This window comes from Streptomyces sp. NPDC036813, from assembly GCF_055609245.1.
In genome coordinates this window covers 236607-260305 of the sequence record NZ_JBVJPV010000013.1, presented here as the reverse complement: position 1 = coordinate 260305, position 23699 = coordinate 236607, and the positions used below count along the sequence as shown (strand labels likewise).

At 72.0% G+C, this 23699-nt stretch carries 24 protein-coding genes; 17 read left to right on the top strand and 7 right to left on the bottom strand.

From position 1 onward, the window contains the following. Window positions 1-102: 102 nt before the first annotated feature. From ACZ67Q_RS26640 to ACZ67Q_RS26625, 4 genes are all read left to right on the top strand, one after another. On the top strand, window positions 103-1101 hold the full coding sequence (locus tag ACZ67Q_RS26640) for an ABC transporter permease (RefSeq protein WP_471186727.1): 999 nt from the start codon (window positions 103-105) through the stop codon (window positions 1099-1101). Next, window positions 1098-2195 (top strand): ABC transporter ATP-binding protein, encoded by a 1098-nt coding sequence (locus tag ACZ67Q_RS26635; RefSeq protein WP_471186724.1) that lies wholly within the window; start codon window positions 1098-1100, stop codon window positions 2193-2195. The genes ACZ67Q_RS26640 and ACZ67Q_RS26635 overlap by 4 nt, the downstream gene beginning before the upstream one ends. Before the next feature lie 23 nt (window positions 2196-2218). Next, window positions 2219-3763 carry an ABC transporter ATP-binding protein gene (locus tag ACZ67Q_RS26630; protein WP_471186823.1) on the top strand — a complete coding sequence of 515 codons (1545 nt, stop codon included), beginning with the start codon at window positions 2219-2221 and terminating at the stop codon, window positions 3761-3763. A 63-nt stretch (window positions 3764-3826) separates the two neighbouring features. Continuing rightward, window positions 3827-4483: a trimeric intracellular cation channel family protein gene (locus tag ACZ67Q_RS26625; protein WP_471186721.1), complete on the top strand. Its 657-nt coding sequence runs from the start codon at window positions 3827-3829 to the stop codon at window positions 4481-4483. 187 nt (window positions 4484-4670) lie between these two features. Here the strand turns inward: ACZ67Q_RS26625 and ACZ67Q_RS26620 are convergent, their stop codons facing one another. Next, a complete protein-coding gene (locus ACZ67Q_RS26620) occupies window positions 4671-5906 on the bottom strand; it encodes an alpha/beta hydrolase (RefSeq protein WP_471186717.1) in 1236 nt (411 codons plus the stop codon). 153 nt (window positions 5907-6059) lie between these two features. On the opposite strand from ACZ67Q_RS26620, the gene ACZ67Q_RS26615 reads away from it, so the two are divergent. Then, window positions 6060-6920: a thioesterase family protein gene (locus ACZ67Q_RS26615; RefSeq protein WP_471186714.1), complete on the top strand. Its 861-nt coding sequence runs from the start codon at window positions 6060-6062 to the stop codon at window positions 6918-6920. Here the strand turns inward: ACZ67Q_RS26615 and ACZ67Q_RS26610 are convergent. Beyond that, entirely contained in the window at window positions 6907-7494 is a 588-nt protein-coding gene (locus tag ACZ67Q_RS26610; protein WP_471186711.1) for a TIGR03086 family metal-binding protein, read from the bottom strand. The genes ACZ67Q_RS26615 and ACZ67Q_RS26610 overlap by 14 nt on opposite strands. 101 nt (window positions 7495-7595) lie before the next feature. Between ACZ67Q_RS26610 and ACZ67Q_RS26605 the strand changes: the two genes are divergently transcribed. Further along, the gene (locus tag ACZ67Q_RS26605; RefSeq protein ID WP_471186708.1) at window positions 7596-8558 is read left to right on the top strand and encodes a helix-turn-helix transcriptional regulator; all 963 of its coding nucleotides are present in this window, start codon (window positions 7596-7598) and stop codon (window positions 8556-8558) included. A gap of 6 nt (window positions 8559-8564) precedes the next feature. On the opposite strand, the gene ACZ67Q_RS26600 is transcribed toward ACZ67Q_RS26605, so the two are convergent. Next, window positions 8565-9191: a TetR family transcriptional regulator gene (locus tag ACZ67Q_RS26600; protein ID WP_471186705.1), complete on the bottom strand. Its 627-nt coding sequence runs from the start codon at window positions 9189-9191 to the stop codon at window positions 8565-8567. A 132-nt stretch (window positions 9192-9323) separates the two neighbouring features. Here ACZ67Q_RS26600 and ACZ67Q_RS26595 point away from each other — a divergent pair, with 132 nt between their 5' ends. The 3 genes from ACZ67Q_RS26595 (at window position 9324) to ACZ67Q_RS26585 (ending at window position 11102) form a co-directional block, all read left to right on the top strand. Next, on the top strand, window positions 9324-9491 hold the full coding sequence (locus ACZ67Q_RS26595; RefSeq protein WP_361627903.1) for a hypothetical protein: 168 nt from the start codon (window positions 9324-9326) through the stop codon (window positions 9489-9491). Window positions 9492-9538: 47 nt separating this feature from the next. Next, window positions 9539-9805: a DUF4190 domain-containing protein gene (locus tag ACZ67Q_RS26590; protein ID WP_471186820.1), complete on the top strand. Its 267-nt coding sequence runs from the start codon at window positions 9539-9541 to the stop codon at window positions 9803-9805. 127 nt (window positions 9806-9932) lie between these two features. Then, the gene (locus ACZ67Q_RS26585; RefSeq protein WP_471186701.1) at window positions 9933-11102 is read left to right on the top strand and encodes a cysteine desulfurase family protein; all 1170 of its coding nucleotides are present in this window, start codon (window positions 9933-9935) and stop codon (window positions 11100-11102) included. A gap of 296 nt (window positions 11103-11398) precedes the next feature. Here the strand turns inward: ACZ67Q_RS26585 and ACZ67Q_RS26580 are convergent, their stop codons facing one another. Further along, window positions 11399-12058 carry an N-acetylmuramoyl-L-alanine amidase gene (locus ACZ67Q_RS26580; protein ID WP_471186698.1) on the bottom strand — a complete coding sequence of 220 codons (660 nt, stop codon included), beginning with the start codon at window positions 12056-12058 and terminating at the stop codon, window positions 11399-11401. 59 nt (window positions 12059-12117) lie between these two features. Between ACZ67Q_RS26580 and mnmA the strand changes: the two genes are divergently transcribed. Further along, window positions 12118-13248: a tRNA 2-thiouridine(34) synthase MnmA gene (mnmA, locus tag ACZ67Q_RS26575; protein WP_471186695.1), complete on the top strand. Its 1131-nt coding sequence runs from the start codon at window positions 12118-12120 to the stop codon at window positions 13246-13248. Between the two features lie 64 nt (window positions 13249-13312). Here mnmA and ACZ67Q_RS26570 read toward each other — a convergent pair whose 3' ends face one another. Both ACZ67Q_RS26570 and ACZ67Q_RS26565 read right to left on the bottom strand, forming a co-directional pair. After that, the gene (locus ACZ67Q_RS26570) at window positions 13313-14125 is read right to left on the bottom strand and encodes an alpha/beta fold hydrolase (RefSeq protein ID WP_471186693.1); all 813 of its coding nucleotides are present in this window, start codon (window positions 14123-14125) and stop codon (window positions 13313-13315) included. A gap of 37 nt (window positions 14126-14162) precedes the next feature. Beyond that, window positions 14163-14486 carry a DUF427 domain-containing protein gene (locus ACZ67Q_RS26565; RefSeq protein WP_471186690.1) on the bottom strand — a complete coding sequence of 108 codons (324 nt, stop codon included), beginning with the start codon at window positions 14484-14486 and terminating at the stop codon, window positions 14163-14165. A 52-nt stretch (window positions 14487-14538) separates the two neighbouring features. On the opposite strand from ACZ67Q_RS26565, the gene ACZ67Q_RS26560 reads away from it, so the two are divergent. From ACZ67Q_RS26560 to ACZ67Q_RS26540, 5 genes are all read left to right on the top strand, one after another. Then, window positions 14539-15078, top strand: coding sequence for an LOG family protein (locus ACZ67Q_RS26560; RefSeq protein ID WP_363262320.1), 540 nt, complete (start codon window positions 14539-14541; stop codon window positions 15076-15078). 18 nt (window positions 15079-15096) lie between these two features. After that, window positions 15097-15795, top strand: a complete 699-nt coding sequence (locus ACZ67Q_RS26555; RefSeq protein ID WP_471186686.1) for an SDR family oxidoreductase — start codon at window positions 15097-15099, stop codon at window positions 15793-15795. Between the two features lie 93 nt (window positions 15796-15888). Next, window positions 15889-16896 carry a methionine synthase gene (locus tag ACZ67Q_RS26550; protein ID WP_471186683.1) on the top strand — a complete coding sequence of 336 codons (1008 nt, stop codon included), beginning with the start codon at window positions 15889-15891 and terminating at the stop codon, window positions 16894-16896. A 15-nt stretch (window positions 16897-16911) separates the two neighbouring features. Next, window positions 16912-19107 (top strand): NAD-dependent DNA ligase LigA, encoded by a 2196-nt coding sequence (gene ligA / locus ACZ67Q_RS26545; RefSeq protein ID WP_471186680.1) that lies wholly within the window; start codon window positions 16912-16914, stop codon window positions 19105-19107. A 260-nt stretch (window positions 19108-19367) separates the two neighbouring features. Then, a complete protein-coding gene (locus ACZ67Q_RS26540; protein WP_471186677.1) occupies window positions 19368-21710 on the top strand; it encodes a putative bifunctional diguanylate cyclase/phosphodiesterase in 2343 nt (780 codons plus the stop codon). A 381-nt stretch (window positions 21711-22091) separates the two neighbouring features. Here ACZ67Q_RS26540 and ACZ67Q_RS26535 read toward each other — a convergent pair whose 3' ends face one another. Continuing rightward, on the bottom strand, window positions 22092-22670 hold the full coding sequence (locus ACZ67Q_RS26535) for a TetR/AcrR family transcriptional regulator (RefSeq protein WP_471186674.1): 579 nt from the start codon (window positions 22668-22670) through the stop codon (window positions 22092-22094). A gap of 96 nt (window positions 22671-22766) precedes the next feature. Here ACZ67Q_RS26535 and ACZ67Q_RS26530 point away from each other — a divergent pair, with 96 nt between their 5' ends. Further along, entirely contained in the window at window positions 22767-23138 is a 372-nt protein-coding gene (locus ACZ67Q_RS26530; RefSeq protein ID WP_471186671.1) for a DUF4267 domain-containing protein, read from the top strand. Window positions 23139-23191: 53 nt separating this feature from the next. Further along, complete coding sequence (locus ACZ67Q_RS26525; protein ID WP_471186668.1) at window positions 23192-23686, top strand: cupin domain-containing protein; 495 nt, start codon at window positions 23192-23194, stop codon at window positions 23684-23686. Window positions 23687-23699 lie beyond the last annotated feature (13 nt).

The window sequence follows — 23699 nt, the reverse complement described above, 5'->3', positions numbered from 1 at the left end:
CACCCGCCGTACGGCACGAAAGGCAGGTGAAGGCCGGCGCGGCGTGACCGCGGGCCCCCGGACGACCTCCGGGGCCCGCGGTCCCGCGGCGGGCCGTAAGCTGTGCTCGCTTACCTCATCAGGCGGTTGTTCGCCGCCGCAGTGATGCTCGTGGTCATCATCCTGGCCGTGTTCTGCATCTTCTTCCTGATCCCCAAGTGGGCGGGCGTCGACATCGCCCTGAGCTTCGTGGGCAAGCAGGCCGACCCGGCGGCCGTGGAGGGCGTGCGGGAGAAGCTCGGCCTCGGCGACCCGATCTACCTCCAGGTCTGGGACTTCTTCAAGGGCATCTTCGCCGGCCGCACCTACTCCGGCGGCGGCGACGTGATCCACTGCTCCGCACCGTGCTTCGGCTACTCCTTCCGCAGTGAGCAGGCCATCTGGCCGGTCCTCACCGACCGTTTCCCGGTCACCCTCGAGCTCGCCCTCGGCGCGGCCGTGCTGTGGCTGGTCTTCGGCATCGCGGCCGGTGTGCTCTCCGCGCTCAAGCGGGGCAGCCTGTGGGACCGCGGCGCCATGGTCGTCGCCCTCGCGGGTGTGTCCCTGCCGATCTACTTCACCGGTCTGCTCAGCCTGGCGATCTTCGCCTTCGGGCTCCATTGGATCGACGCCAAGTACGTGCCCATCGGCGAGAGTTTCACCGGCTGGTTCGGCGGCATGATCCTGCCCTGGGTCACCCTCGCCTTCCTGTACGCGGCCATGTACGCCCGTATCACCCGCGCCACCATGCTGGAGGTGCTGGGCGAGGACTACATCCGCACCGCCCGCGCCAAGGGCCTGGGCGAGCCGGTCGTCATCGGCAAGCACGCCATGCGCTCCACGATGACGCCCATCCTGACCATGCTCGGCATGGACCTCGGCGCCCTCATCGGCGGCGCGATCCTCACCGAGTCCACGTTCAACCTGCCCGGCCTCGGACGGGCCGTACTCGACGCGATCCGCAACGTCGACCTGCCGATCATCCTCGGAGTCGTCCTGATCACGTCCCTCGCGGTGCTGATCGCCAACCTCGTGGTCGACGTCCTGTACGCCGTGATCGACCCCCGAGTGAGGCTCTCATGACCGAACTGAGCAAGACCGCGGCGGCCGTGGGTGAGCCCACCCCCGCCTCGACGCCGCCGTCGGCCTTCCTCGAAGTGCGCGACCTGAAGGTGCACTTCCCGACCGACGACGGCGTGGTCAAGTCCGTCGACGGGCTCAGCTTCCAGCTGGAGAAGGGCAAGACCCTCGGCATCGTCGGCGAGTCGGGCTCCGGCAAGTCGGTGACCTCGCTCGGCATCATGGGCCTGCACACCGCCGGCCAGTACGGCAAGCGCAAGGCCCGGATATCCGGCGAGATCTGGCTGGACGGCACCGAGCTGCTCTCCGCCGACCCCGACCACGTGCGCAAGCTGCGCGGCCGGCAGATGGCGATGATCTTCCAGGACCCGCTGTCGGCGCTGCACCCGTATTTCACGATCGGTCAGCAGATCGTCGAGGCCTACCGGATCCACCACGACGTCGACAAGAAGACCGCCCGCAAGCGCGCGGTCGAGATGCTCGACCGGGTCGGCATCCCGCAGCCCGACAAGCGCGTCGACAACTACCCGCACGAGTTCTCCGGCGGTATGCGCCAGCGCGCGATGATCGCCATGTCGCTGGTCAACAACCCCGAGCTGCTCATCGCGGACGAGCCGACCACCGCGCTGGACGTGACCGTCCAGGCGCAGATCCTGGACCTGATCCGCGATCTGCAGAAGGAGTTCGGCTCCGCGGTCATCATCATCACCCACGACCTGGGCGTCGTCGCCGAGCTGGCCGACGACATCCTGGTGATGTACGGCGGCCGCTGCGTCGAGCGCGGACCCGCCGAGAAGGTGTTCTACGAGCCCCGCCACCCCTACACCTGGGGCCTGCTCGGCTCGATGCCTCGCCTGGACCGCGAGCAGCAGGAGCGCCTGATCCCGGTCAAGGGCTCCCCGCCCTCCCTCATCAACATCCCGTCCGGCTGCGCCTTCAACCCGCGCTGCCCGTACGCCGACGTCCCCAAGGACAACGCCACCCGCACCGTCCGCCCCGAGCTGGCCGAGGTCGGCAGCCGGCACTGGGCCGCCTGCCACATGAGCGCGGAGCAGCGGGAGCGTATCTGGACCGAAGAGATTGCGCCGAAGCTGTGAGCGAGAACTCCAAGGACACGGACGTGACCCTGCCCGCGCAGAGCGACGGCACCCAGACGAGGGCCGCCGGCGCGGCCACCCTCACCAAGGACGCCGAGCACGGTGACGTCCTGCTGAAGGTGACCGGGCTGCAGAAACACTTCCCGATCAAGAAGGGCCTCCTCCAGCGGCAGGTCGGCGCGGTCCACGCGGTCGACGGCATCGACTTCGAGGTGCGCCGCGGCGAAACCCTCGGCGTCGTGGGCGAGTCGGGCTGCGGCAAGTCGACCATGGGCCGGCTGATCACCCGGCTGCTCGAACCGACCGGCGGAAAGGTCGAGTTCGAGGGCAAGGACATCACGCACCTCGGGGTGACGGGCATGCGCCCGATGCGCCGCGACGTGCAGATGATCTTCCAGGACCCGTACTCGTCGCTGAACCCGCGCCACACCATCGGCACCATCGTCGGCGCCCCCTTCCGGCTCCAGGGCGTCACGCCCGAGGGCGGCATCAAGAAGGAGGTGCAGCGGCTGCTGTCGGTGGTCGGGCTCAACCCCGAGCACTACAACCGCTACCCGCACGAATTCTCCGGCGGCCAGCGCCAGCGCATCGGCATCGCCCGCGCGCTCGCGCTCAGCCCCAAGCTCGTGGTGGCCGACGAGCCGGTCTCCGCGCTGGACGTGTCGATCCAGGCCCAGGTCGTCAACCTGCTGGACGACCTCCAGCAGGAGCTGGGCCTGACGTACGTGATCATCGCGCACGACCTGTCGGTCGTCCGGCACGTCTCGGACCGGATCGCGGTGATGTACCTCGGCAAGATCGTGGAGCTGGCCGACCGCGAGCAGCTGTACCGGTCGCCGATGCACCCGTACACCAAGGCCCTGATGTCGGCGGTGCCGATCCCGGACCCGCGGCGCAGGAACGCCAAGAGCGAGCGCATCCTGCTCAAGGGCGACGTGCCCTCGCCGATCTCGCCGCCGAGCGGCTGCCGCTTCCACACGCGGTGCTGGAAGGCGACGCAGATCTGCGCGACGACCGAGCCGCCGCTGGCCGAGCTGCGGCCGGGGCAGCGGGTGGCGTGCCATCACCCGGAGAACTTCGAGGACCAGCAGCCGCAGGACACGGTCCTGCTGACCATCGCCAAGGAGGCGGCGGAGCTGGTGGCCGACGAGGTCCTCGCGGAGTCGGCGGCGACGTCGGCGGCGGTGGCGGCGGAGGTTGCGTCGACGGACGCTTCTGCGGACGGCGCCGAGGGGGTGTCGACGGACGCTCCTGCGGAGGCTGTTGAGGTGGCGTCGGCGGAGGCTTCGGCGGAGGACGCCGAGGTGGCGTCGGCTGAGGCTTCTGCCGAGGGCGCTGAGGCGGCGGAGGTTTCTGCCGGCAGTGCTGAGGCGGCGTCAGCCGGGGCTTCCGCGGAGAGTGCGGAGGCGGCCTCGACGGAGGAAGCTGCCGAGGGCACAAAGCAGCCGTCCGCCGGGAGTGCCGGGGGCACGGAGCCGGCGTCCGCCGGGAGTGCCGAGGCGGAGGAGCCCGCGGAGGCGTCGGCCGGCGCCGAGGAGCAGGACTCCCCGGACAGCTCCAAGAAGTAGCGGCTCGAGGGGCGTGGCCTGGCTTTGCCAGGTGCACGCCCCTCGAGACGTCAGAATGTTCGGGTGATCCCCCAGCTCTTCAGCCCCTCCGTCCAGCACACGCTCGACCTGGTCGGCATCTTCGTCTTCGCCATCTCCGGCGCGCTGCTGGCCGTGCGCAAGAACTTCGACGTCTTCGGCATCGGCGTCCTCGCCGAGGTCACCGCGCTGGGCGGTGGGCTGTTCCGGGACCTGATCATCGGCGCGGTACCGCCGGCCGCGTTCACGGACCTCGGCTACTTCGTCACGCCGCTGCTCGCCGCGCTCGTGGTCGTCTTCCTGCATCCGCACGTCGAGCGGATCCAGGCGGCGGTCCTCGTCTTCGACGCCGCCGGCCTCGGCCTGTTCTGCGTCGCCGGGACGACGAAGGCGTACGCCTACGGGCTCGGCCTGACCGCGTCGGTCACCCTCGGCCTCGCGACCGCGGTCGGCGGCGGCGTCCTGCGCGACGTACTCGCCAACGAGGTGCCGTCGCTGCTGCGCTGGGACCGCGACCTCTACGCGGTCCCGGCGATCGTCGGCTCCACCATGGTGGCCCTGTGCATCCGCTACGACGCGCTCACTCCGCTGGCCAGCGGCCTCGCCGCGCTGACGGCGTTCGTCCTGCGCCTGCTCGCGATGCGCTTCCACTGGCGCGCCCCACGAGCCTGGAACCGCCGCTCGACGGTACGCGAGGAGTGACCGACGACCGACGGTGCCGCGTCCCACCGGGGCCCGGAGCCGACGACCGACGCTGCCGTCCCCCCCACGGGCGCGGGGAACTGCGCGACCAGCCCCGACGCACCCGCAGACGACTACGGCCTCCTCGGCTCCCCCGCCGGAAGCACCCCGCGGCGAAACGATCCTTTTGCGCAGGCCTGCCGGAGGCTCACTGCTTGCGGCCCGTCGTGGCTCCCGAGGGGGCGCCGCTGGCCAGCTCGGCGCGGGTGGAACCCGTCTTCCGGGTGGCCGGGGGAGCGGAGGCGGTGGGGTCCTTCACGCCGTGCTTGCCCATCTGCACCGACAGCCAGCGGAAGACCGCGTCGACCTGCGGCTTCCACAGGGCCATCGTGTGCCCGCCCGCGGTGCGCGGCAGATAGACCACGTGGACGGTGGTGGGCGCCTTGGCGACCTGCTTCAGGGCCATGGCCGCCTCGTAGCCGTCGCGCGGCTGGCCGGACAGGTAGAGGGCGATCTGCGGCGGCACCTTCGCCTTGCGCAGCAGCATGTACGGGTTGTTCGCGTCGCGCAGCGCGCGGGTCTGTGCGGCGAGGGAGTTGCTCTCGCCGATCGGGTCGTTGTAACCCGACAGGCTCACGGCGGCCCGGTAGCGGTCGGGGTGGGCGACGGCCAGCTTGGCCGCGCAGTGCGCCCCGGCGGAGTAGCCGGCGACCGCCCAGCCGCCCGGCGCGGGCTGGGTGCGGAAGTTGTCCGTGACCATCTTCGGCACGTCGACGCTCAGCCAGGTGTCGGCGTTGACCGTGCCGGGGATGTTGGCGCAGCCGGTGTCCACGCCGGCCAGCAGGTTGGTGCGGGGCGCGACCAGGATGAACGGCGCGACCTCACCGGAGCGCATCAGCGGCAGCAACTGCTCGTGGGCCTTCATCGACCCGAACCAGGCCTTCGCCGAGCCGGGGTAGCCCGGCAGCACCTCGACGACCGGGAACTTGTAGTGCCGCCAGCCGGGCAGGTGGTACTGCGGCGGCAGCCAGACGTAGACCTCGGCGTCCACCCCGGACACCTGTCCCTTGAGCTGGGTGACCTGCACGCCGCCGGCGGCGCGCATGCCGGGTCCCGTCGCCGGGCTGAACTTCTGCTTGACCTTGGGCAGCTTGTCCAGCGCGATGTTGCCCGTGCCGTTCGCCCCGAGGTCGGCGGCCTGGTGGACGTGGTCGCCGGTGCCGAGCAGGTCGTCCCAGTTGTCGTACAGGTTGTTGGAATTGTTGACCAGGACGAACACCAGGGCGACGGCGGTGCCCTGGGCGAACAACAGCATCAGCAGCCGGGCCGCGGCGCGCAGGGCCTTCGGTCCGCGCAGCCGTGACCACAGGACCAGAGGAACGAGCACGGCCACGACGGCCAGCACGATCAAGAGGTAGAGGAACGGAGTCCCGGTGAGGCTCATATCCCTAGAGAGGGCGATAACGCCCACAAGGTTTACGGACCGATACGGACACTTACCGTTTAATTGCCGAAGCCTCACCTGGGCGGCGGTGCGCGCGGGGTCACAGAGCAGAAAAGCTACCGCTTAGTAGTTACCTGTTGTACCGTTCATGGCATGCCAGAAGCAGCTTCCGCAGCGGCCCGCCGGGCCGTGATCGGTGACAGCGAGTTCGACCGCGACACCGCCGTCACCCGCCGCGCCCCCGGTGTCTACGACATCGACCTCTCGGCCGGCTGGACGATCATCAACGCCGTCAACGGCGGCTACCTGCTGGCCGTCCTCGGCCGCGCCCTGGCCGACGCCCTGCCGCACCCCGACCCCTTCACCGTCTCGGCGCACTATCTCACCGCCTCCCAGCCGGGCCCCGCGGTGATCCGCACCGACGTCGTCCGCACCGGCCGCACCCTCTCCACCGGCCAGGCGTCCCTCTTCCAGTACGACGACGAGGGCCACGAGGTCGAGCGGATCCGCGTCCTCGCCTCGTACGGCGACCTGGCCGAGCTGCCCGACGACGTGCGCACCACGGCGAAGCCCCCGGCCATCCCGCCGATGGAGCAGTGCTTCGGCCCCCAGGACAGTCCCGCCCCCATCCCGGGCAGCTCCGCCATCACCGACCGGCTGATGATCCAGCTCGACCCGGCCACCCTGGGCTGGGCGCTCGGGCAGCCCTCCGGCAACGGGGAGATGCGGGCCTGGTTCGGCCTCGCCGACGGCCGCGACGCCGACCCGCTCTCCCTGCTGCTCGCGGTGGACGCCCTGCCGCCCACCGCCTTCGAAATGGGGCTCAAGGGCTGGGTGCCCACGGTCGAGCTGACCGTGCACGTGCGTGCCCGCCCGGCCGCCGGTCCGCTGCGGGTGGCCATCACCACGCGCAATCTCGCCGGCGGCTTCCTGGAGGAGGACGCCGAGGTCTGGGACAGTGCCGACCGACTGGTCGCCCAGTCCCGGCAGCTGGCCCGCGTCAGGCTCGGCTGAGGGGTTCGCGGCCCAGCCAGGCCGCGAGCCGGGTGTAGGCGTCCGCCCCCTCGGGGGCGGACCGCACCCGCTCGAACGGCGTGTCCCCGCCACGGCGCGTCGCGGGAAGCACGCGCTCGGCCGTGGCCAGGGCGAATTCGGCCAGTGGGGCGTCGAGGGGGAGCGGGTGGCCGAGCGCCTCGGACAGGTCCCAGGTGTGGGTGACGATCTCCATCACATATCCCGAGAGCGCCTGCCGCCCCGGCACCTCGCCCCACGGGACCCGCACCGGCGCGTCCATCCGCTCGTCGGACTCCCACGCCTTCAGCGCCCGGGTGCGGACCTCGTCGTACGCCTCGGGCCAGCCGGCATCCTCCACACCCTCCGCGAACGGCCGTACGGCCATGCCGTCGCCGCCCTCGCCGACCACCGCGATCCGCAGCGTGCCGCCGACCATGTGGCTCAGCAGCCGCCGTACGTCGAACTCGGTGCACGGGGTGGGCCCGTCCAGCTGCCGGGGCCGGACGGTCCGGATCAGGGCGGCGGCCTGCTCGGTGGCGCGGGTGTACACGGGGCGCGGGTCGATGGCGTTCATCGGGTACCTCTCTCTCGGTCGGTGCCCCGAGGTTCGGCCCATAACCTGACAGTTTCCGTCAACATTTGCACCGGGGTTTCCGGGGGCGCGATGCTGAGGCCGTGAAGTCCGACCGCCTGCTGTCGATCCTGCTGCTGTTGCAGACCCGCGGCCGTGTGCCCGCGCACGAACTCGCCGAGCGGCTGGAGGTGTCGGTGCGCACCATCTACCGCGACATCGAGGCCCTGTCCGCCTCCGGCGTCCCGGTCTACGCCGAACGCGGCCGGCACGGCGGCATCCAGCTCCTCGCCGGTTTCCGCACGGACGTGACGGGCCTGACCGCGGACGAGTCGCGCGCCCTGTTCATCCTGGCCGCCGAGGGCGCGCACGCAGCGCTGGGGCTGGACGCCGCGCTGGGTTCGGCCCTGCGCAAGGTGATGGCGGCGCTGCCCGCCCCGTACCGCCCGGCCGCCGAGGTGACCAGCCGGCGCATCCTGGTCGACGCCACCCGCTGGCGCGGCGGCCCCCGGCCGGCCGTCGACCTGGACGTGCTGCAGGACGCCGTCTTCGCCGACCGCCGCCTGAGGCTGCGCTACCGGCACAGCGGCGAGCCCGAGCCGCGCACCTACACCGTCGACCCCTACGGCCTGGTCTCCAAGGCCGGCGTCTGGTACCTCGTCGCGGACCGGCGCGGCCGGCCGCGGCTCTTCCGCGCCGACCGGGTGCGCTCGGCGAAGCTGCTCGACGAAGAGGTTCGGCGCCGGCCCGGGGTCGAACTCGCCGACGCCTGGGAGGTGCTGCGCCGTCAGGTCGAGGAGCGGCCCGGCGCCCTGGAGGTGGTGGTGCGCGTCCGGCGCGACCGGCTCGACATGTTCCAGCGCATGATGGCGTCCACGCTCGTCGGGCTCCCCGGCGACGACGGCCACGGCGACTGGGTGACCGCCCGTCTGTCGTACGGCGTCGTCGCCGAGGCCCGCCAACTGCTCGCGTTCTCCGACCGCGTCGAGGTGCTCTCCCCGCCCGAGGTGCGCGAGGAGCTGGCCCGCGCGGCCGCGTCCGTCGCGCAGCTGTACGCGCCCGGATGAGGCGGCTCAGTCGAGCCAGTGGTGGCGGCCGACGCTGATCAGCCGCATCTGCCGGGTCGCCACCTGGGTGACCCGCTCACGCTCCGCCTGCGACGCCTCCAGGGACTCCAGGAAGAGCGAGGCGGTGATGAGCATCTGGTCGACGTAGAGCGTGGCGAGCATCAGCAGGTCGTCCTCGCTCCAGCCCGCGGAGACCGGGTCCTTGGCCAGCTCGGCCTTCACCTCGGCGGCGAACCGGGCCAGCTGCTCGCGGATCGCCTCCCGCACCGGCTGCACCCCGCCATGTCGCTCCCGCGCGATGAACCGGACGTGTGCGGGGTACGCGTCAACATGACGGGCGATCAGTTCGACGGCGCGCACGATGCGTTCCTCGTGGTCGCCCGCCGTGGACACCGTCGTCCTGATCATCGGGTGCAGGCTGCCCAGCGCCTCCTCGACCAGCGCCACGCCCAGATCCTCGATGGAGCGGAAGTGGCGGTAGAAGGCGGTCGGGGCGACGCCGACCGCGCGGGTGACCTCGCGCAGACCCAGACTGCTCAGGCTCTGCCCCTCCAGCAGGCCGAGCGCCGCGTCCAGGAGGGCTTGGCGGGTCTTGAGTTTCTGGGCCTGCCGGACGCCGAGGGTGTGACTCATACCATGCAGTTAACAACTGTTCTCCGGAATTGAAAAGCCGTGGAGCGCGCTAGACTGGGTAGTCAGTGAACAAGTGTTGCTACAACCGTTCACCCAAACTTCACGAGAGCATCTCGGAGGGGGCTTCATCCCATGCTCTTCCTCGTCGCCGCACTTCTGCTGCTCGGTGTCGTCATGGGCACCGTGGCCCACGCGCCGCTGTCCTTCACGGCGATCGCGGCTGTCGTCATCGCCGTCTGGCTGGCCGTCTTCGCCGTCCGCGAGCGCCACGCCCGCCGGCGCGGCACGCCGGCCCGGTGACCGCCCGCACGTCCCACCACGACTTCGACCGTCGGGAGCCGACCATCATGCAACTGACCGCACCGGCCAACCGCCGCACCGGACTGCGCGACACCGACGGCATGGCCGTCGCCTCGTTCATCCTCGGCCTGCTGGGCCTGCTCGTCCTCAACCTCTTCCTCGGCCCGATCTCCATCGCCCTGGCCTCCGTCGCCCTGTGGCGCGGCACGGCCCGCCGCGGCCGCGCGTACCTGGGCCTGGCACTGGGTGTGGCCGACCTGGTCGTCCTGTTCGGGTTCATGCAGGCGGACCACTCGGTCTCCTGGAGCTTCTGAGGGGGCATGGTCGCGCCCCGCAGCTGTGGAGGGGTACGGCCGCTCGTGCCGCCGTGGGCGGGCGTGGGGTGATCCGGCGGACCTGGAGCCGAGGGCGCCCGCACGGGCCCCGTAGAATCGGCACACCATGGCTTACCTCGACCACGCGGCGACCACGCCGATGCTCCCGGAGGCGGCAGAGGCCCTGACCGCCCACCTGGGCGTCACCGGCAACGCCTCGTCCCTCCACGCATCCGGCCGCAGGGCACGCCGCACCGTCGAGGAGGCCCGCGAGACCCTTGCCGAAGCGCTCGGCGCCCGCCCCAGCGAGGTGGTCCTCACCTCCGGCGGCACCGAGGCCGACAACCTCGCGGTCAAGGGCCTGTACTGGTCCCGCCGCGACGCCGACCCGGCCCGCACCCGGGTTCTGGCCAGCCCCGTCGAGCACCATGCCGTCCTGGACGCCGTCCACTGGCTCGGCGAGCACGAGGGCGCCACCGTCGAGTACCTCCCCGTGGACCGTCACGGCCGGGTCCACCCCGACGCCCTGCGCGAGGCGATCGCCCGCGACCCCGGCGACGTCGCGCTGGCCACCGTCATGTGGGCGAACAACGAGATCGGGACACTGCAGCCGGTCCGGGAACTCGCCGAAGTGGCCGCCGAGTCCGGCGTCCCGCTGCACTCCGACGCGGTCCAGGCCTTCGGTCAGGTCCCCGTCGACTTCGCCGCATCAGGCCTCGCCGCGATGACCGTCTCCGGCCACAAGATCGGCGGCCCCTACGGCATCGGAGCCCTGCTTCTCGGCCGTGAGTACAGCCCCGTACCCGTCCTGCACGGCGGCGGCCAGGAGCGTCACGTCCGCTCCGGCACCCTCGACGTCCCCGCGATCGCCTCCTTCGCCGTCGCCGGCCGTCTCGCCGCCGAACAGCGCGAGTGGTTCACACGCGAGATCGGCGCCCTGCGCGACCAGCTCGTCGACGCGGTCCGTGCTGCCGTGCCGGACGCGATCCTCGGCGGCGATCCCGCGCCCGAGGGCCGGCTTCCGGCCAACGCGCACTTCACCTTCCCCGGCTGTGAGGGCGACTCCCTGCTGCTCCTGCTGGACGCCCAGGGCATCGAGTGCTCCACCGGCTCCGCCTGCACCGCGGGCGTCGCCCAGCCCAGCCACGTCCTGCTCGCCACCGGCGTCGACCCCGACCTGGCCCGCGGCACACTGCGCTTCTCCCTCGGCCACACCTCCACCGAGGCCGACGTCGAGGCCCTGGCCAAGGCCATCGGCCCGGCGGTCGAGCGGGCCCGCGCGGCGGGACTGACGTAGGGCAGACGGCCTTCGGCGTACAGGGCGGCCCTGCAACCGCGGGGGCGCACAGAAGGGACCTACGAAGCGGGTTCCCTTCGCCGGCATGGTCCGGATCAGGTACTGGGGGTCGCCTTCCGGCCGTGAACTGCACCTTCCGGCCTCTCAGCCCGACCGTCGACGTCGGCCTCAGCGGAAGCCGGGGCTTCTCGCTCAAGTCGGCTACTCCGGTCGAACTCCCTCACTCGCCTCGTAGGCCTGTAACCAGGATAGAACGCGTGTACCGGGAGGGAAGGGGGCAATCCTAGATTTTTGCCTCAGGCCGGTGCCGTCAGCGCCCGCCGGACCAGAGCCAGGTAGCGGTCCCAGTCCCAGTGCGGTCCCGGGTCGGTGTGGTCCGTGCCCGGCACCTCGACATGGCCGATGATGTGCTCCCGGTCGACGGGTATGCCGTACCGCCGGCAGATCCCGGCCGTCAGCCGCGCGGAGGCCGCGTACATCGCCGCCGTGAAGTCGCCCGGCCGGTCCACGAACCCCTCGTGCTCGATGCCGACACTGCGCTCGTTGTACTCCCGGTTGCCCGCGTGGAAGGCCACGTCCAGCTCGCGGATCATCTGCGTCACGTGCCCGTCCCGCCGGACGATGTAGTGCGCCGCCGCCCTGTGACCCGGGTCCTGGAACACCTTCACGGCGCTGCGGTAACTGCCCTGCGTGACATGGACGACCACCCGGTCGATCGGGTAGTCGTCGGGCCGGTCGGCCCTGCGGTAGTTCGCCGTGGAGGCCGCCACCCACAGCGCGCCCCGGAAGTCGACCGCGCCCGCCACCCGCGGTCTCTCCACGCCTGGCAGCCGCCACCACAGATGCGCCAGCTCGTCACGGGCCAGCACGGCCGTGCCCGCGGCGGCCGCCGCACCGCCGATCAGCAGGGCGCGGCGCCCGATCCGCCGGTCCGCGTCACTCTTCGCATCCCCCATGTGGTCGTCAACGCATATCCAGCGGTCCCGGTTCCCGCGCCCCGTACCCTGGAAGGGCTATGACTGACACCCCGCAGCGCTCCCGCCCCCTCCGCGTCCTCGCCGCCATGTCGGGCGGCGTCGACTCCGCCGTCGCCGCGGCCCGCGCCGCCGAGGCGGGCCACGACGTGACCGGCGTCCACCTCGCGCTCTCCGCGAACCCCCAGTCCTTCCGCACGGGCGCGCGGGGCTGTTGCACCATCGAGGACTCCCGGGACGCCCGCCGCGCCGCGGACGTCATCGGCATCCCGTTCTACGTGTGGGACCTCGCCGACCGCTTCCGCGAGGACGTCGTCGAGGACTTCGTGGCCGAGTACGAGGCCGGGCGCACCCCGAATCCGTGCCTGCGCTGCAACGAGAAGATCAAGTTCGCGGCGCTGCTCGACAAGGCGCTCGCCCTGGGCTTCGACGCGGTCTGCACCGGTCACTACGCCAAGGTGATCGTGCGCGAGGACGGCTCCCGCGAGCTGCACCGCGCCTCCGACATGGCCAAGGACCAGTCGTACGTCCTCGGTGTGCTGGACGAGCAGCAGCTCGCGCACGCGATGTTCCCGCTCGGCGACACGGTCACCACCAAGGAGGAGATCCGCGCGGAGGCCGAGCGGCGCGGGCTCGCCGTCGCCAAGAAGCCCGACTCGCACGACATCTGCTTCATCGCCGACGGTGACACCCAGGGCTTCCTCGCCCGGCGCCTCGGCAAGGCGGAGGGCGACATCGTCGACGAGGCCGGCAACCGGGTCGGCACGCACGAGGGCGCGTACGGCTTCACCATCGGCCAGCGCAAGGGCCTGCGCATCGGCACCCCGGCCCCCGACGGCAAGCCGCGCTACGTCCTCGACATCTCCCCGGTGACCAACACCGTCACCGTCGGCCCGGCCGCCGCCCTGGACGTGACCGCCCTGACCGCGATCAAGCCGCGCTGGTGCGGCACGGCGCCGGCGGGCCCCGGCACCTACACCGCCCAGCTGCGCGCCCACGGCGACGAGACCGAGGTCACCGCCGAACTGAGCGACGGCGAGCTGCGCGTGACCTTCACCGAACCGGTCCGCGGCGTCGCCCCCGGCCAGGCGATCGTCCTGTACGACGGCACGCGCGTGGTGGGCTCGGCGACGATCGCGACGACCACGCGCGTGACGGCGAGCGTGGCCTGAGCCGGGGGGCGCCTCACCCCAAAAGGATCGAGCGCCCCTCACCCCCGGAAGACCCGAGCGCGCCTCACCCGCAGAAGACGTCCGTCAGCACGGGGCCCAGGACGTCCGGCTCCACCATGTGGGTCTGCCCCTCCAGAACCCGGTGGTCGCTGCGCGGCGCCGCCTCGGCGACCGCCCTGTTCGCGTCCAGCATCCACGCCGGGCTCGCCCCGCCGGCCACCACCAGCAGCGGCACGGAGATCGCGGCGACCCGCGCGCGGGGCAGCAGTCCGTCGCCCATCACCGCCGCGTCGTACGCCAGGCTGGGGGCCACCGCCTCCATGCCGGCCCACATGGGGGACTGGCGCGCGCCCCGGATCACCTCCTCGCCGAGCCCGGTCAGGCGCAGGAACAGCTCCACGGCGTCCCCGCGCCGGTCTTCGGCGAGCGCCGCGGTCAGGTTCCGCACATAGGTGGCGTGCCACTCGGCGCCGTCCGCCAGGAAGTCCGCGTACGGCACCTCGTACACGCCCGCCTGACGGACCGGCAGGCCGCTCGCCGCCGCCTCGAGCACCAGAGCGCCGCCCGAGGAGACGCCGAACAGGGCCGCCTCACCGCCCACCGCGTCGATCAGCGCGGCCAGGTCCTCGACCTCCCGCTCCACCGCGTACGGCGCCGTGTCACCGCTCTCGCCGCGGCCCCGGCGGTCGTACACCACGGCCGTGCAGTGCCCGGCGAGCCGCTCGGCCAGCGGGGCCAGCGTGCCACCCGTGGACATCGCGCCGCTCACCAGGATCACGGGCGGACCGTCGCCGTGGCGCGTACCGGCGATGCGGGTGCCGTCCCGCGACACCACCGTCAGCCTGCTGTGACCGTCCTGCTTCTCCTGCTTCTCCATGGCAGAGCAGACTGCCGCAGATGACGCGGCGGAGCGGTCACGACACTTCCACCTCGTAGAAGCAGAGGTGGTTCTTGATCTGCGCGACGTCCGGCTTCGGGTCCGGATACGACCACACCAGGTCGGGGGCGCCGGGCAGCGACCAGTAGGACGCCGTGCCCTTGAACGGGCAGTGGGTGTGCGTGTCGGAAGGGGTGAGGAGTTCGAGCCGCACGTCCTCGGCGGGCAGGTAGTAGCGAGGCGGACAGCCCGTCTCGTGCAGGACGAGCGGGCGGTCGCTCGCGGCCAGGACCTGACCGTCGTGCACCACGCGCACGTGCCGGTCGCTTCGCTCGACGGTGATGGTGTGTCCTCGGGTCATGTCCGGGAACAGCGTTTTCCGGGCGCCGGTTCTTCCCGCGTACGGTGGCGTCATGCGTATCTGTGTCTTCCTCTCCGCCGCCGACCTCGACGACCGCTACACCCGTCCCGCGCGCGAGTTCGCCGAGCTGCTCGGCAAGGGCGGCCACACGCTCGTCTGGGGCGGCTCGGACGTCGGCCTGATGAAGGTCGTCGCGGACGGCGTGCAGGAGGCCGGCGGACGGCTGTGCGGGGTCTCGGTGGACTTCCTGGCGGCCAAGGTCCGCCCGGGCGTCGACGACATGGTGATCGCCAAGGACCTCGCCGAGCGCAAGAGGCTGCTGCTGGAGAAGGCCGACGCGGTGGTGATCATGGTGGGCGGCACGGGCACGCTCGACGAGGCCACCGAGATCCTGGAGCTGAAGAAGCACGGCCACACCGACAAGCCGGTGGTGCTGCTGAACACCGCAGGCTTCTACGACGGCCTCAAGGAGCAGTTCCGCCGCATGGACGACGAGGGCTTCCTGCCCCGCCCGCTCACCGACCTGGTGTTCTTCGCCGAGGAGCCGGTGGGCGCGCTGGCCTACCTGGAGGAGAGCCAGGGCATCGTCTGACCCTGCGGTGATGCGAGCATGGCGGGCATGGCTACACATGTGATCACCGGAGCCGGTTCCGGCATCGGCGCGGCCGTCGCCCGCCGTCTGCACGCGCGCGGGGACGACCTCGTGCTGCACGCGCGCGACGCGGGCCGCGCGAAGGAGCTGGCCGCCGAGTTCCCCGGCGCGCAGACCCTGGTCGGCGACCTCGCGGACCCCGACAAGCTGTCCTGGGCGCTGTCCCACCAGTCGCTGCCGGACCGCGTGGACTCGCTGCTGCACATCGCGGGCGTCGTCGACCTCGGTCCGGTCGGCGACCTGACCCCGAAGTCCTGGCGCCACCAGCTCAACGTCAACCTGATCGCGCCCGCCGAGCTGACCCGCCTGCTGCTGCCCCAGCTGCGCGTCGCCCGCGGTCACGTGGTGTTCGTCAACTCCGGCGCCGGCCTGAACGCGCACGCCGAGTGGGCGGCGTACGCCGCGTCCAAGCACGGACTGAAGGCCCTCGCCGACTCCCTGCGCCAGGAGGAGCACGCGAGCGGCGTCCGCGTCACCTCCGTCTACCCGGGCCGCACCGCCAGCCCCATGCAGGCCAAGGTCCACCAGCAGGAGGGCAAGGAGTACGACCCGTCCCGCTGGATCGACCCCGAGTCGGTCGCCACGACGATCCTGATGGCGATCGACCTTCCCGAGGACGCGGAGGTCAACGACCTGACGGTGCGGCCGGGGCGCTGATCCCCCGCGCGGGGTCCGCGCGGACGGCGCCGGGGCGACCGGCGACCGGCAGTCGGCGACGGACCCCCGGTGAGCCTTACGTAGGCTTCAGGCGTGAGCGAAAACAGCCAGTTCAGGTTCGGGAGCGCCACCGGGGTCGGGTCGATGCCCGGAGGTGACGCCCGGGAGGCCGCCAAGACCGTCACCGGGTCCTTCGAGGACTTCCCGTTTCTGCCGGAGCTGCCCGCCCGCGGTCCCGGCGCGGACATGATCGGCCGGACCGCCGGCATGCTCGTCGAGCTGTACGCGCGCGTGGAGCCCAGCGGCTGGCGGCTCGGCGACCGGCCGGGCCGCGACACCAAGCGGGCCCGGTCCTGGCTCGGTGAGGACCTCGACGCGCTGGAGGAGTTCACACAGGGCTACACCGGGCCGCTGAAGGTGCAGGCGGTCGGGCCGTGGACGCTCGCCGCGAGCGTGGAGCTGAGGAACGGCGAGGCCGCTCTCTCCGACGCGGGCGCCTGCCGCGACCTCGCCGCCTCCCTCGCCGAGGGGCTGCGCCTCCACCTCGCCGAGGTGCAGCGGCGCGTCCCCGGCGCGCAGCTCGTCCTCCAGCTCGACGAGCCGTCCCTCACCGCGGTCCTGCGCGGACAGGTGAGGACGGCCAGCGGCTACCGCACCCACCGCGCCGCCGACCGTCAGGTCGTGGAGGCCACCCTGCGGGACACCGTCGCGGTGCACACCGGCGGCCCCGTCGTGGTCCACTCCTGCGCGCCCGACGTGCCCTTCGCGCTGCTGGGCCGGACCGGCGCGGCAGCCGTCTCCTTCGACTTCTCCCTGCTCACGGAGCGTGACGACGACGCGATCGGCGAGGCCGTGGAGGGCGGCACCCGGCTGTTCGCCGGTGTCGTGCCGGGCACGGACGTCCCGTTGTCAGACCCTGCCGGTAGCGTCATGGGTGTCAGGACGCTGTGGCGCAGGCTGGGCCTGCACCCGGGGCTGCTCGCTCAGGCGGTCACGGTGACGCCGGCGTGCGGGCTCGCGGGCGCCTCCCCGGCGTACGCGCGCCAGGCGCTCGCCCATTGCGTCCAGGCGGCGAGATCCCTCGCGGACAACCCAGAGTAACGGGAGGACAACACGGTGGCCGGCGACAAGCAGCAGGCGGAGACGGCAGTGCCCGCCGAAGCACGTGAGAAGCACGCGCAGCTCGCTGAGCAGATCGAGGAGCACCGCTTCCGGTACTACGTGAAGGACGCTCCCGTCATCAGCGACGCCGACTTCGACAAGCTCCTGAAGACGCTGGAGGCGCTGGAGGAGCAGTATCCGGAGCTGCGCACCCCGCAGTCCCCGACGCAGAAGGTCGCGGGGTCCTACGCGACGGAGTTCACCGCCGTCGAGCACCGCTCCCGCATGCTCTCCCTGGACAACACCTTCAACGACGACGAGCTCGCGGGCTGGGCCGACCGCATCGCGCGCGAACTGGGCGAGCAGAAGTACCACTTCCTGTGCGAGCTGAAGGTCGACGGCCTCGCCGTGAACCTCACCTACGAGCACGGCCGCCTCGTCCGCGCGGCGACCCGCGGTGACGGCCGCACCGGCGAGGACATCACCCCCAACGTGCGCACGATCGCGGAGATCCCGGACCGCCTCGACGGGGACGAGGTCCCCGACCTCGTGGAGATCCGCGGCGAGGTCTACTTCCCCGGGGAGAAGTTCGAGGAGCTGAACGCCCGCCTGGTCGAGGCGGGGGACAAGCCCTTCGCCAACCCGCGCAACGCCGCCGCCGGCTCGCTGCGCCAGAAGGACCCGCGCGTCACCGCCACCCGCCCGCTGCACATGGTGGTGCACGGCATCGGCGCCCTGGAGGGCTTCGAGGGCCTCACCCGCCTCTCCCAGGCGTACGACCTGCTGAAGACCTGGGGCCTGCCCACCTCCCGGCACAACAAGGTGGTCGACGACCTCGACGGCGTCCGCGAGTTCATCGCCTACTTCGGCGAGAACCGGCACTCGGTGGAGCACGAGATCGACGGCGTCGTCGTCAAGCTCGACGAGATCCGGCTCCAGGGCCGCCTCGGCTCCACCGCGCGGGCGCCGCGCTGGGCCATCGCGTACAAATACGCGCCGGAGGAGGTCAACACCAAGCTCGTCAACATCCGCGTCGGCGTCGGCCGCACCGGCCGCGTCACGCCGTACGCCCAGGTCGAGCCGGTGACAGTGGCCGGCTCGGAGGTCGAGTTCGCCACGCTGCACAACCAGGACGTCGTCAAGGCCAAGGGCGTCCTCATCGGTGACACGGTGGTGCTGCGCAAGGCCGGTGACGTCATCCCCGAGATCCTCGGGCCCGTGGTCGACCTGCGCGACGGCAGTGAGCGCGAGTTCGTGATGCCGAGCGAGTGCCCCGAGTGCGGCACGCCGCTGCGGCCCATGAAGGAGGGCGACGTCGACCTGCGCTGCCCCAACGCCCGCACCTGCCCGGCCCAGCTGCGTGAGCGCCTGTTCTACCTCGCGGGCCGCAAGGCCCTCGACATCGAGCACTTCGGTTATGTCGCCGCGGCCGCCCTCACCAAGCCGCTGGAGCCGGCGGACCCGCCGCTGAAGGACGAGGGCGACCTGTTCGACCTGACCGTCGAGCAGCTGCTGCCCATCAAGGCGTACGTCCTCGACCAGGACAGCGGTCTGCCCAAGCGGGACCCGAAGACAGGCGAGGAGAAGATCGTCACCGTCTTCGCCAACCAGCAGGGCGAACCGAAGAAGAACGCCCTGGCCATGCTGGAGAACATCGCGGCGGCCAAGGAGCGCCCGCTCGCCCGCATCCTCACCGGCCTGTCGATCCGGCACGTCGGCCCGGTCGCGGCCGAGGCGCTCGCCCGGGAGTTCCGCTCCATCGACCGCATCGAACAGGCCGACGAGCTGGAGCTGGCGAACACCGACGGCGTGGGAGCGATCATCGCCGCCTCGCTCAAGGAGTGGTTCGCCGAGGAGTGGCACCAGGAGATCCTGCGCAAGTGGAAGGCCGCCGGCGTCCGCATGGAGGAGGAGAGCACCGGAGAGGACGAAGGACCCCGCCCGCTGGAAGGGCTTACCGTCGTCGTCACCGGCACCCTGGAGCACTTCACCCGGGACGGGGCCAAGGACGCCCTGCAGAGCCGCGGCGCCAAGGTGACCGGTTCGGTGTCGAAGAAGACCTCGTTCGTCGTTGTGGGGGACAACCCCGGATCGAAATACGACAAGGCGATGCAGCTCAAGGTGCCCGTCCTGAACGAGGAGGGCTTCAACGTCCTGCTCGACCAGGGACCCCAGGCCGCGGCGGACGTCGCTCTTTCGGCCGAGGAGTAGCGGTTGAAGGCCACCCGATCGGCGCATATCAGATGCATAGGGGTGGCCGGGGCGCATTCGGGCAACCGTCGGCGACCGCTGCCCGAGGAAGGCGTCCGCGGCCTACTGTTGAGATATGCGCCTGCCGTGCCCAGCTGCGGTCGGGGCATCCTCGTGCTCGCGCATGAGCAGGGGGAAGGGTTTTCCGACGCGGAGCCGTTAAGGGAAGTCGGGCATCGGGCCGCGAGGCGTGGGCACCGCCGGCTGTGAGAGGGACGGGAATGGAACCGACCGAGAGCACCGCCCCCGGCTCACGGCTGCGCCTGCGCCGTGTGGCGGGCGCGTGGCGGGGGAGCCGGTGGGTGACACGCGTGACAGGGCGCGGCGGCGTACGCGAGCGGGCCCTCCCTGTGTACCCCGGCGCCGACGGCATGGACTCCGCCCGGCTGAGCGCCGGCCTGACGGGGGCCGACGGGCACGACGCCACCCGGCTCGACGCCGGGCTGGGCCGCCCCGACGGACTCGGTCCCTCCCGCCCCGCCACGGCCCTGCCCGGCGCCGACCACGAACGCCATCTGTCCTGGCCCCCGCTGCCCGCCGCGGTCGTCGCGGCCGCCGGGTTCGTGCTGGGCGCCGGCTTCTACCGCGCCTTCACCGGCGGCCAGGCCCTCTTCCCGTCCGGCACGGTCGGCTGGTCGCTGGCCCTGCTCACCGGCATCATCGTCGGCCACCTCGTCATGCTGGGCCGCGCCCGCTGGTGGGGCGGCACCGGCTCCGGCGCCGCCCTCACCCTCGCCGTCCTGCTGCTCTACGGCTGGGTGCCGGCCGGCATGGTCAGCCTCACCGTCGTCGTCCTGGTCGGCATAGCCCGCCGCCACCGCTGGCGGCAAGGCGTGCTGCACGGCTCTGTGGACCTGCTCGGCATCGGCGCCGGCGCCCTGGTGCTGGCCGCCTTCGGCGCAGTACCGACCGTCGAGGCGCCCTCCGACCCCGGCGGCTGGACCTTCTACACCGCCCCCGAGGTGGTGCTCGTCGCGGTCGCCTATCTCGCCGTGACCCGGATCCTGCTGTGGTACCTGCACGCGCCGCGCGCCGGCGGGCTGCCCACGGTCGCGCGGACCGCGCTGGTCAGGCAGGGCCTGGTGGCCGTCGCCCTGCTCGGCATAGCCCCGCTGGTGTGCGTGGTGGCCACCGCCAAGCCGGTGCTGCTGCCGCTGTTCTCCATCCCGCTGATCGCCCTGGACTCCACCCTGTGGATAGCCCGGGCCCGGGCGGAGGAGCAGCTGCGCGACCCGCTCACCGGGCTGCCCAACCGCCAGTGGCTGCTGGAACGCATCTGGACCGCGCTGGACGACGCCGAGCGCATCGACGCCCGCGCCGCCCTCGTGCTGATCGACCTGGACCGTTTCCGATCGGTCAACGACACCCTCGGTCATCTCGCCGGGGACCGGCTGCTGCTCCAGATAGCCGACCGGCTGCGGCTCGCCCTGCCGCGCGGCGCGGAGGTGGCGCGGCTGGGCGGTGACGAGTTCGCCGTGTTACTGCCGGTCGCCGACTCCACGACCTCCGCGATGCGCGTCGCCCGTGGCCTCGTCGCCGACCTCAGCTCCCCGCTCGACCTCGACGGGCTCACCCTGGTGCTGGAGGCCAGCGCCGGCGTCGCCGTCTTCCCCGACCACGCGCTGGAGGCCGAGGGCCTGCTGCGCCGCGCCGACGTGGCGATGTACCAGGCGAAGCGGGACCGCACCGGCGTCGAGGTCTACGAGTCCAAGCGCGACTCCAACACCCCCGACCGGCTCGGCCTCCTCGGCGATCTGCGCCGGGCGCTGGACGCCCACGAGGTCCAGCTGCACTACCAGCCCAAGGTCCGCTTCGACGGCCAGGTGGCCGGGCTCGAGGCGCTGGTGCGCTGGGTGCATCCCGAGCGCGGCAAGGTCCCGCCGGACGAGTTCATAGCGATCGCCGAGTCCTCCGGCCTGATGCCGCACCTCACCGAGTACGTCCTGGACACCGCGCTCGCCCAGGTCGCCGTGTGGCGCTCGCAGGGACTGTTCGTGCCGGTCGCCGTCAACGTCTCCCCGCGCGACGTGCACACCCCTGGCTTCGCCGGCTCCGTCGCCGCCCGGCTGGCCCGGCACGGGGTCCCGGCCGGGTCGTTGCAGCTGGAGATAACGGAACACGTCCTGCTGGAGGACCCGCAGCGCGCCGCCGACACCCTCGCGGGACTCACCGGCCACGGCGTGAAGATGTCCCTGGACGACTTCGGCACCGGCTACTCCTCCCTGGTGCACCTGCGCCGCCTCCCGGTCAGCGAGCTGAAGATCGACCGCTCCTTCGTGGCCCGGCTCGCCGTGGACACCGAGGACGCCGAGATCGTGCGCTGCACCGTCGACCTCGCCCATTCGCTGGGTCTGCTGGTCGTCGCCGAGGGCGTCGAGGACGACGAGACCTGGGAGCGTCTGCGCGACCTGGGCTGCGACGCCGTCCAGGGGTGGCTGGTCGCCGCCGCGATGCCGCCGGAGGAGACGACCGCCTGGCTGCGCGCCCGCGGCTCCCGAGGCTGGCAGCGCCCCGCGGCGGCCCTCCCCGCCGCCACGGTGGACGACCCGGGCCGGGTCAGCTAGGGCCCGTGGCCCGGCACACAGTCACCTGACGGCGAGCGGCCACGTGATCGTCACGCCGCGTCGTCGAGCCGCCGTGTCGTCGTACCGCCGTGTCGTCGTCAGCCGCGCAGAAGTCACCGGGATGTCGGCACTTTGCCCAGGTACGGCCGGGGTCGCGATCCCGTTGAAGTCGTCGGGAGCGCCCCCACCTGAAGCGACGCGAGCCGTCCGCCCCACAGTGAAGCGACGCGAGTCACCGCCCCACGGTGAAGCGACGCGAGTCACCCACCCCGCCGTGAGGCGCCGAGCGTCGTCCCCCGCCGTGAGGCGGCCGAGGCGTCGTCACCCCGCGGCGAAGCGGCCGGAGTGTCGCCCTCCAGCCTCGACGTGGCCGGGGCTGTCTCACGCCGCCGTGATGTGGCCGATCAGCAGGGACAGCCGCCGCTCGTGTGCCTCCGCCGGCAGGCGGCCGCTGCGCATCAGTGTCACCAGACCGTGCAGGCTCGCCCAGAACGTCTCCGTGAGCAGGCCGGGGTCGTCGTCCTCGCCCGCGATCGGCTCGACGGCACCCAGCAGCTCGCCGAAGGCCTCCTGGAGCGCCGCCGGCGCCTCGGGCGTGGCGAACGGCAGGTCCACGGCGTGCGTGAACATCGCGTCGTACAGCGCGGGCCGCCGCCGCGCGAAGGCGGTGTAGGCCGCGCCCACGGCCGCCAGCGCCTCCCGCGCACCGCCCGCCGCCGCGCGGGCGGTGCGCAGCTCCGCGGCGAGATCCGCGCAGCCCTGCACCGCGACCGCGGCCATGATCGCGTCCTTGCCCTTGAAGTGGCTGTAGAGGACCGGCTGGCTGTACTCGATCTCGGCCGCGAGCCGCCGGGTCGTCACCGCGTCCCAGCCCTCGGCCTCGGCCAGCTCCCGGGCGGCCGTGACGATCAGCCGCTCACGCTCCGCTCGGTGGCGCTCCCGGCGCGTCTGGATCGTCACAGCAGGGATTCTAGCATCGCTAGCTAATCTGTCGGCGTTCGTGCTAGCGTGGCTCTTGTTCCTAGCGCTGCTAGAAATCCATCTCGGGGGGATTCCATGACCATCACCGCCTACAGCCTGGCCGTCCTGCTCGACCTGTTCTGTGTCTTCCTCGGCTACCGCTTCTGGTTCCGGCCCGCCTCCGCGGCGGCCGGCTACGGCGTCCCGGCGGACGCGCACGGCGACGCCCGCGCCTATCTGTCGGTCAAGGGGCTCAGGGACGGCACCTTCGGACTGATGGGCCTGGCCCTGCTCGCGTTCGCCGGAGCCCGCGCCGAGGCCTGGTTCATGGTCTGCGTGGCGCTCGTCCCGCTCGTGGACACGCTGATCGTGCTGCGCAACGGCGGTGCGAAAGCCGTCGCTTTCGGGATCCACTTCGCCACCGCGATCGTTGTACTGATCAGTGCCGCGCTGCTCTTCGCGGTCTGAGCACTCCGAGCACTCCGAGTGCTCCGAGTACAGAGAAAAGAGGGGGGTACGTCATGTCGCTGTTCGTGCCGAAGTTCGACGAGACCGTGCTGGTCCGGGACACCGAGGCGGAGGTCGTCGGGGGTGACCCCGTCGCCGTCAAGCTGCTCGCCGACAGCAGCGCCAGCGGCGGCGCGCTGTCCACCGTCCGCGTGACGCTCGCCGAGGGCGCCGACGGCGCCAAGCCGCACGTGCACCACCACTCCGCGGAGATGTTCTACCTGCTCGACGGCGCCCTGGACGTCCTGTCCGGCGACGACGTCGTCACCGCCGAGCGTGGCGACCTGATCATCGTCCCGCCGGACCGCCCGCACGCCTTCGCCGCCGTCCCCGGAGCGTCGGCGGACCTGCTGATCGTCATCACCCCGGGAGTCGAGCGCTTCGAGTACTTCCGCCACCTGCAGCGCATCCGGCTCGGCGAGGTCCCGCTGGGGAGCATCCTCGAGGTGCAGGAGACGTACGACAACCACTTCCTGCACAGCGAGGCCTGGGAGAAGCGCCGCAGCTGACCCGGTGCGGGGC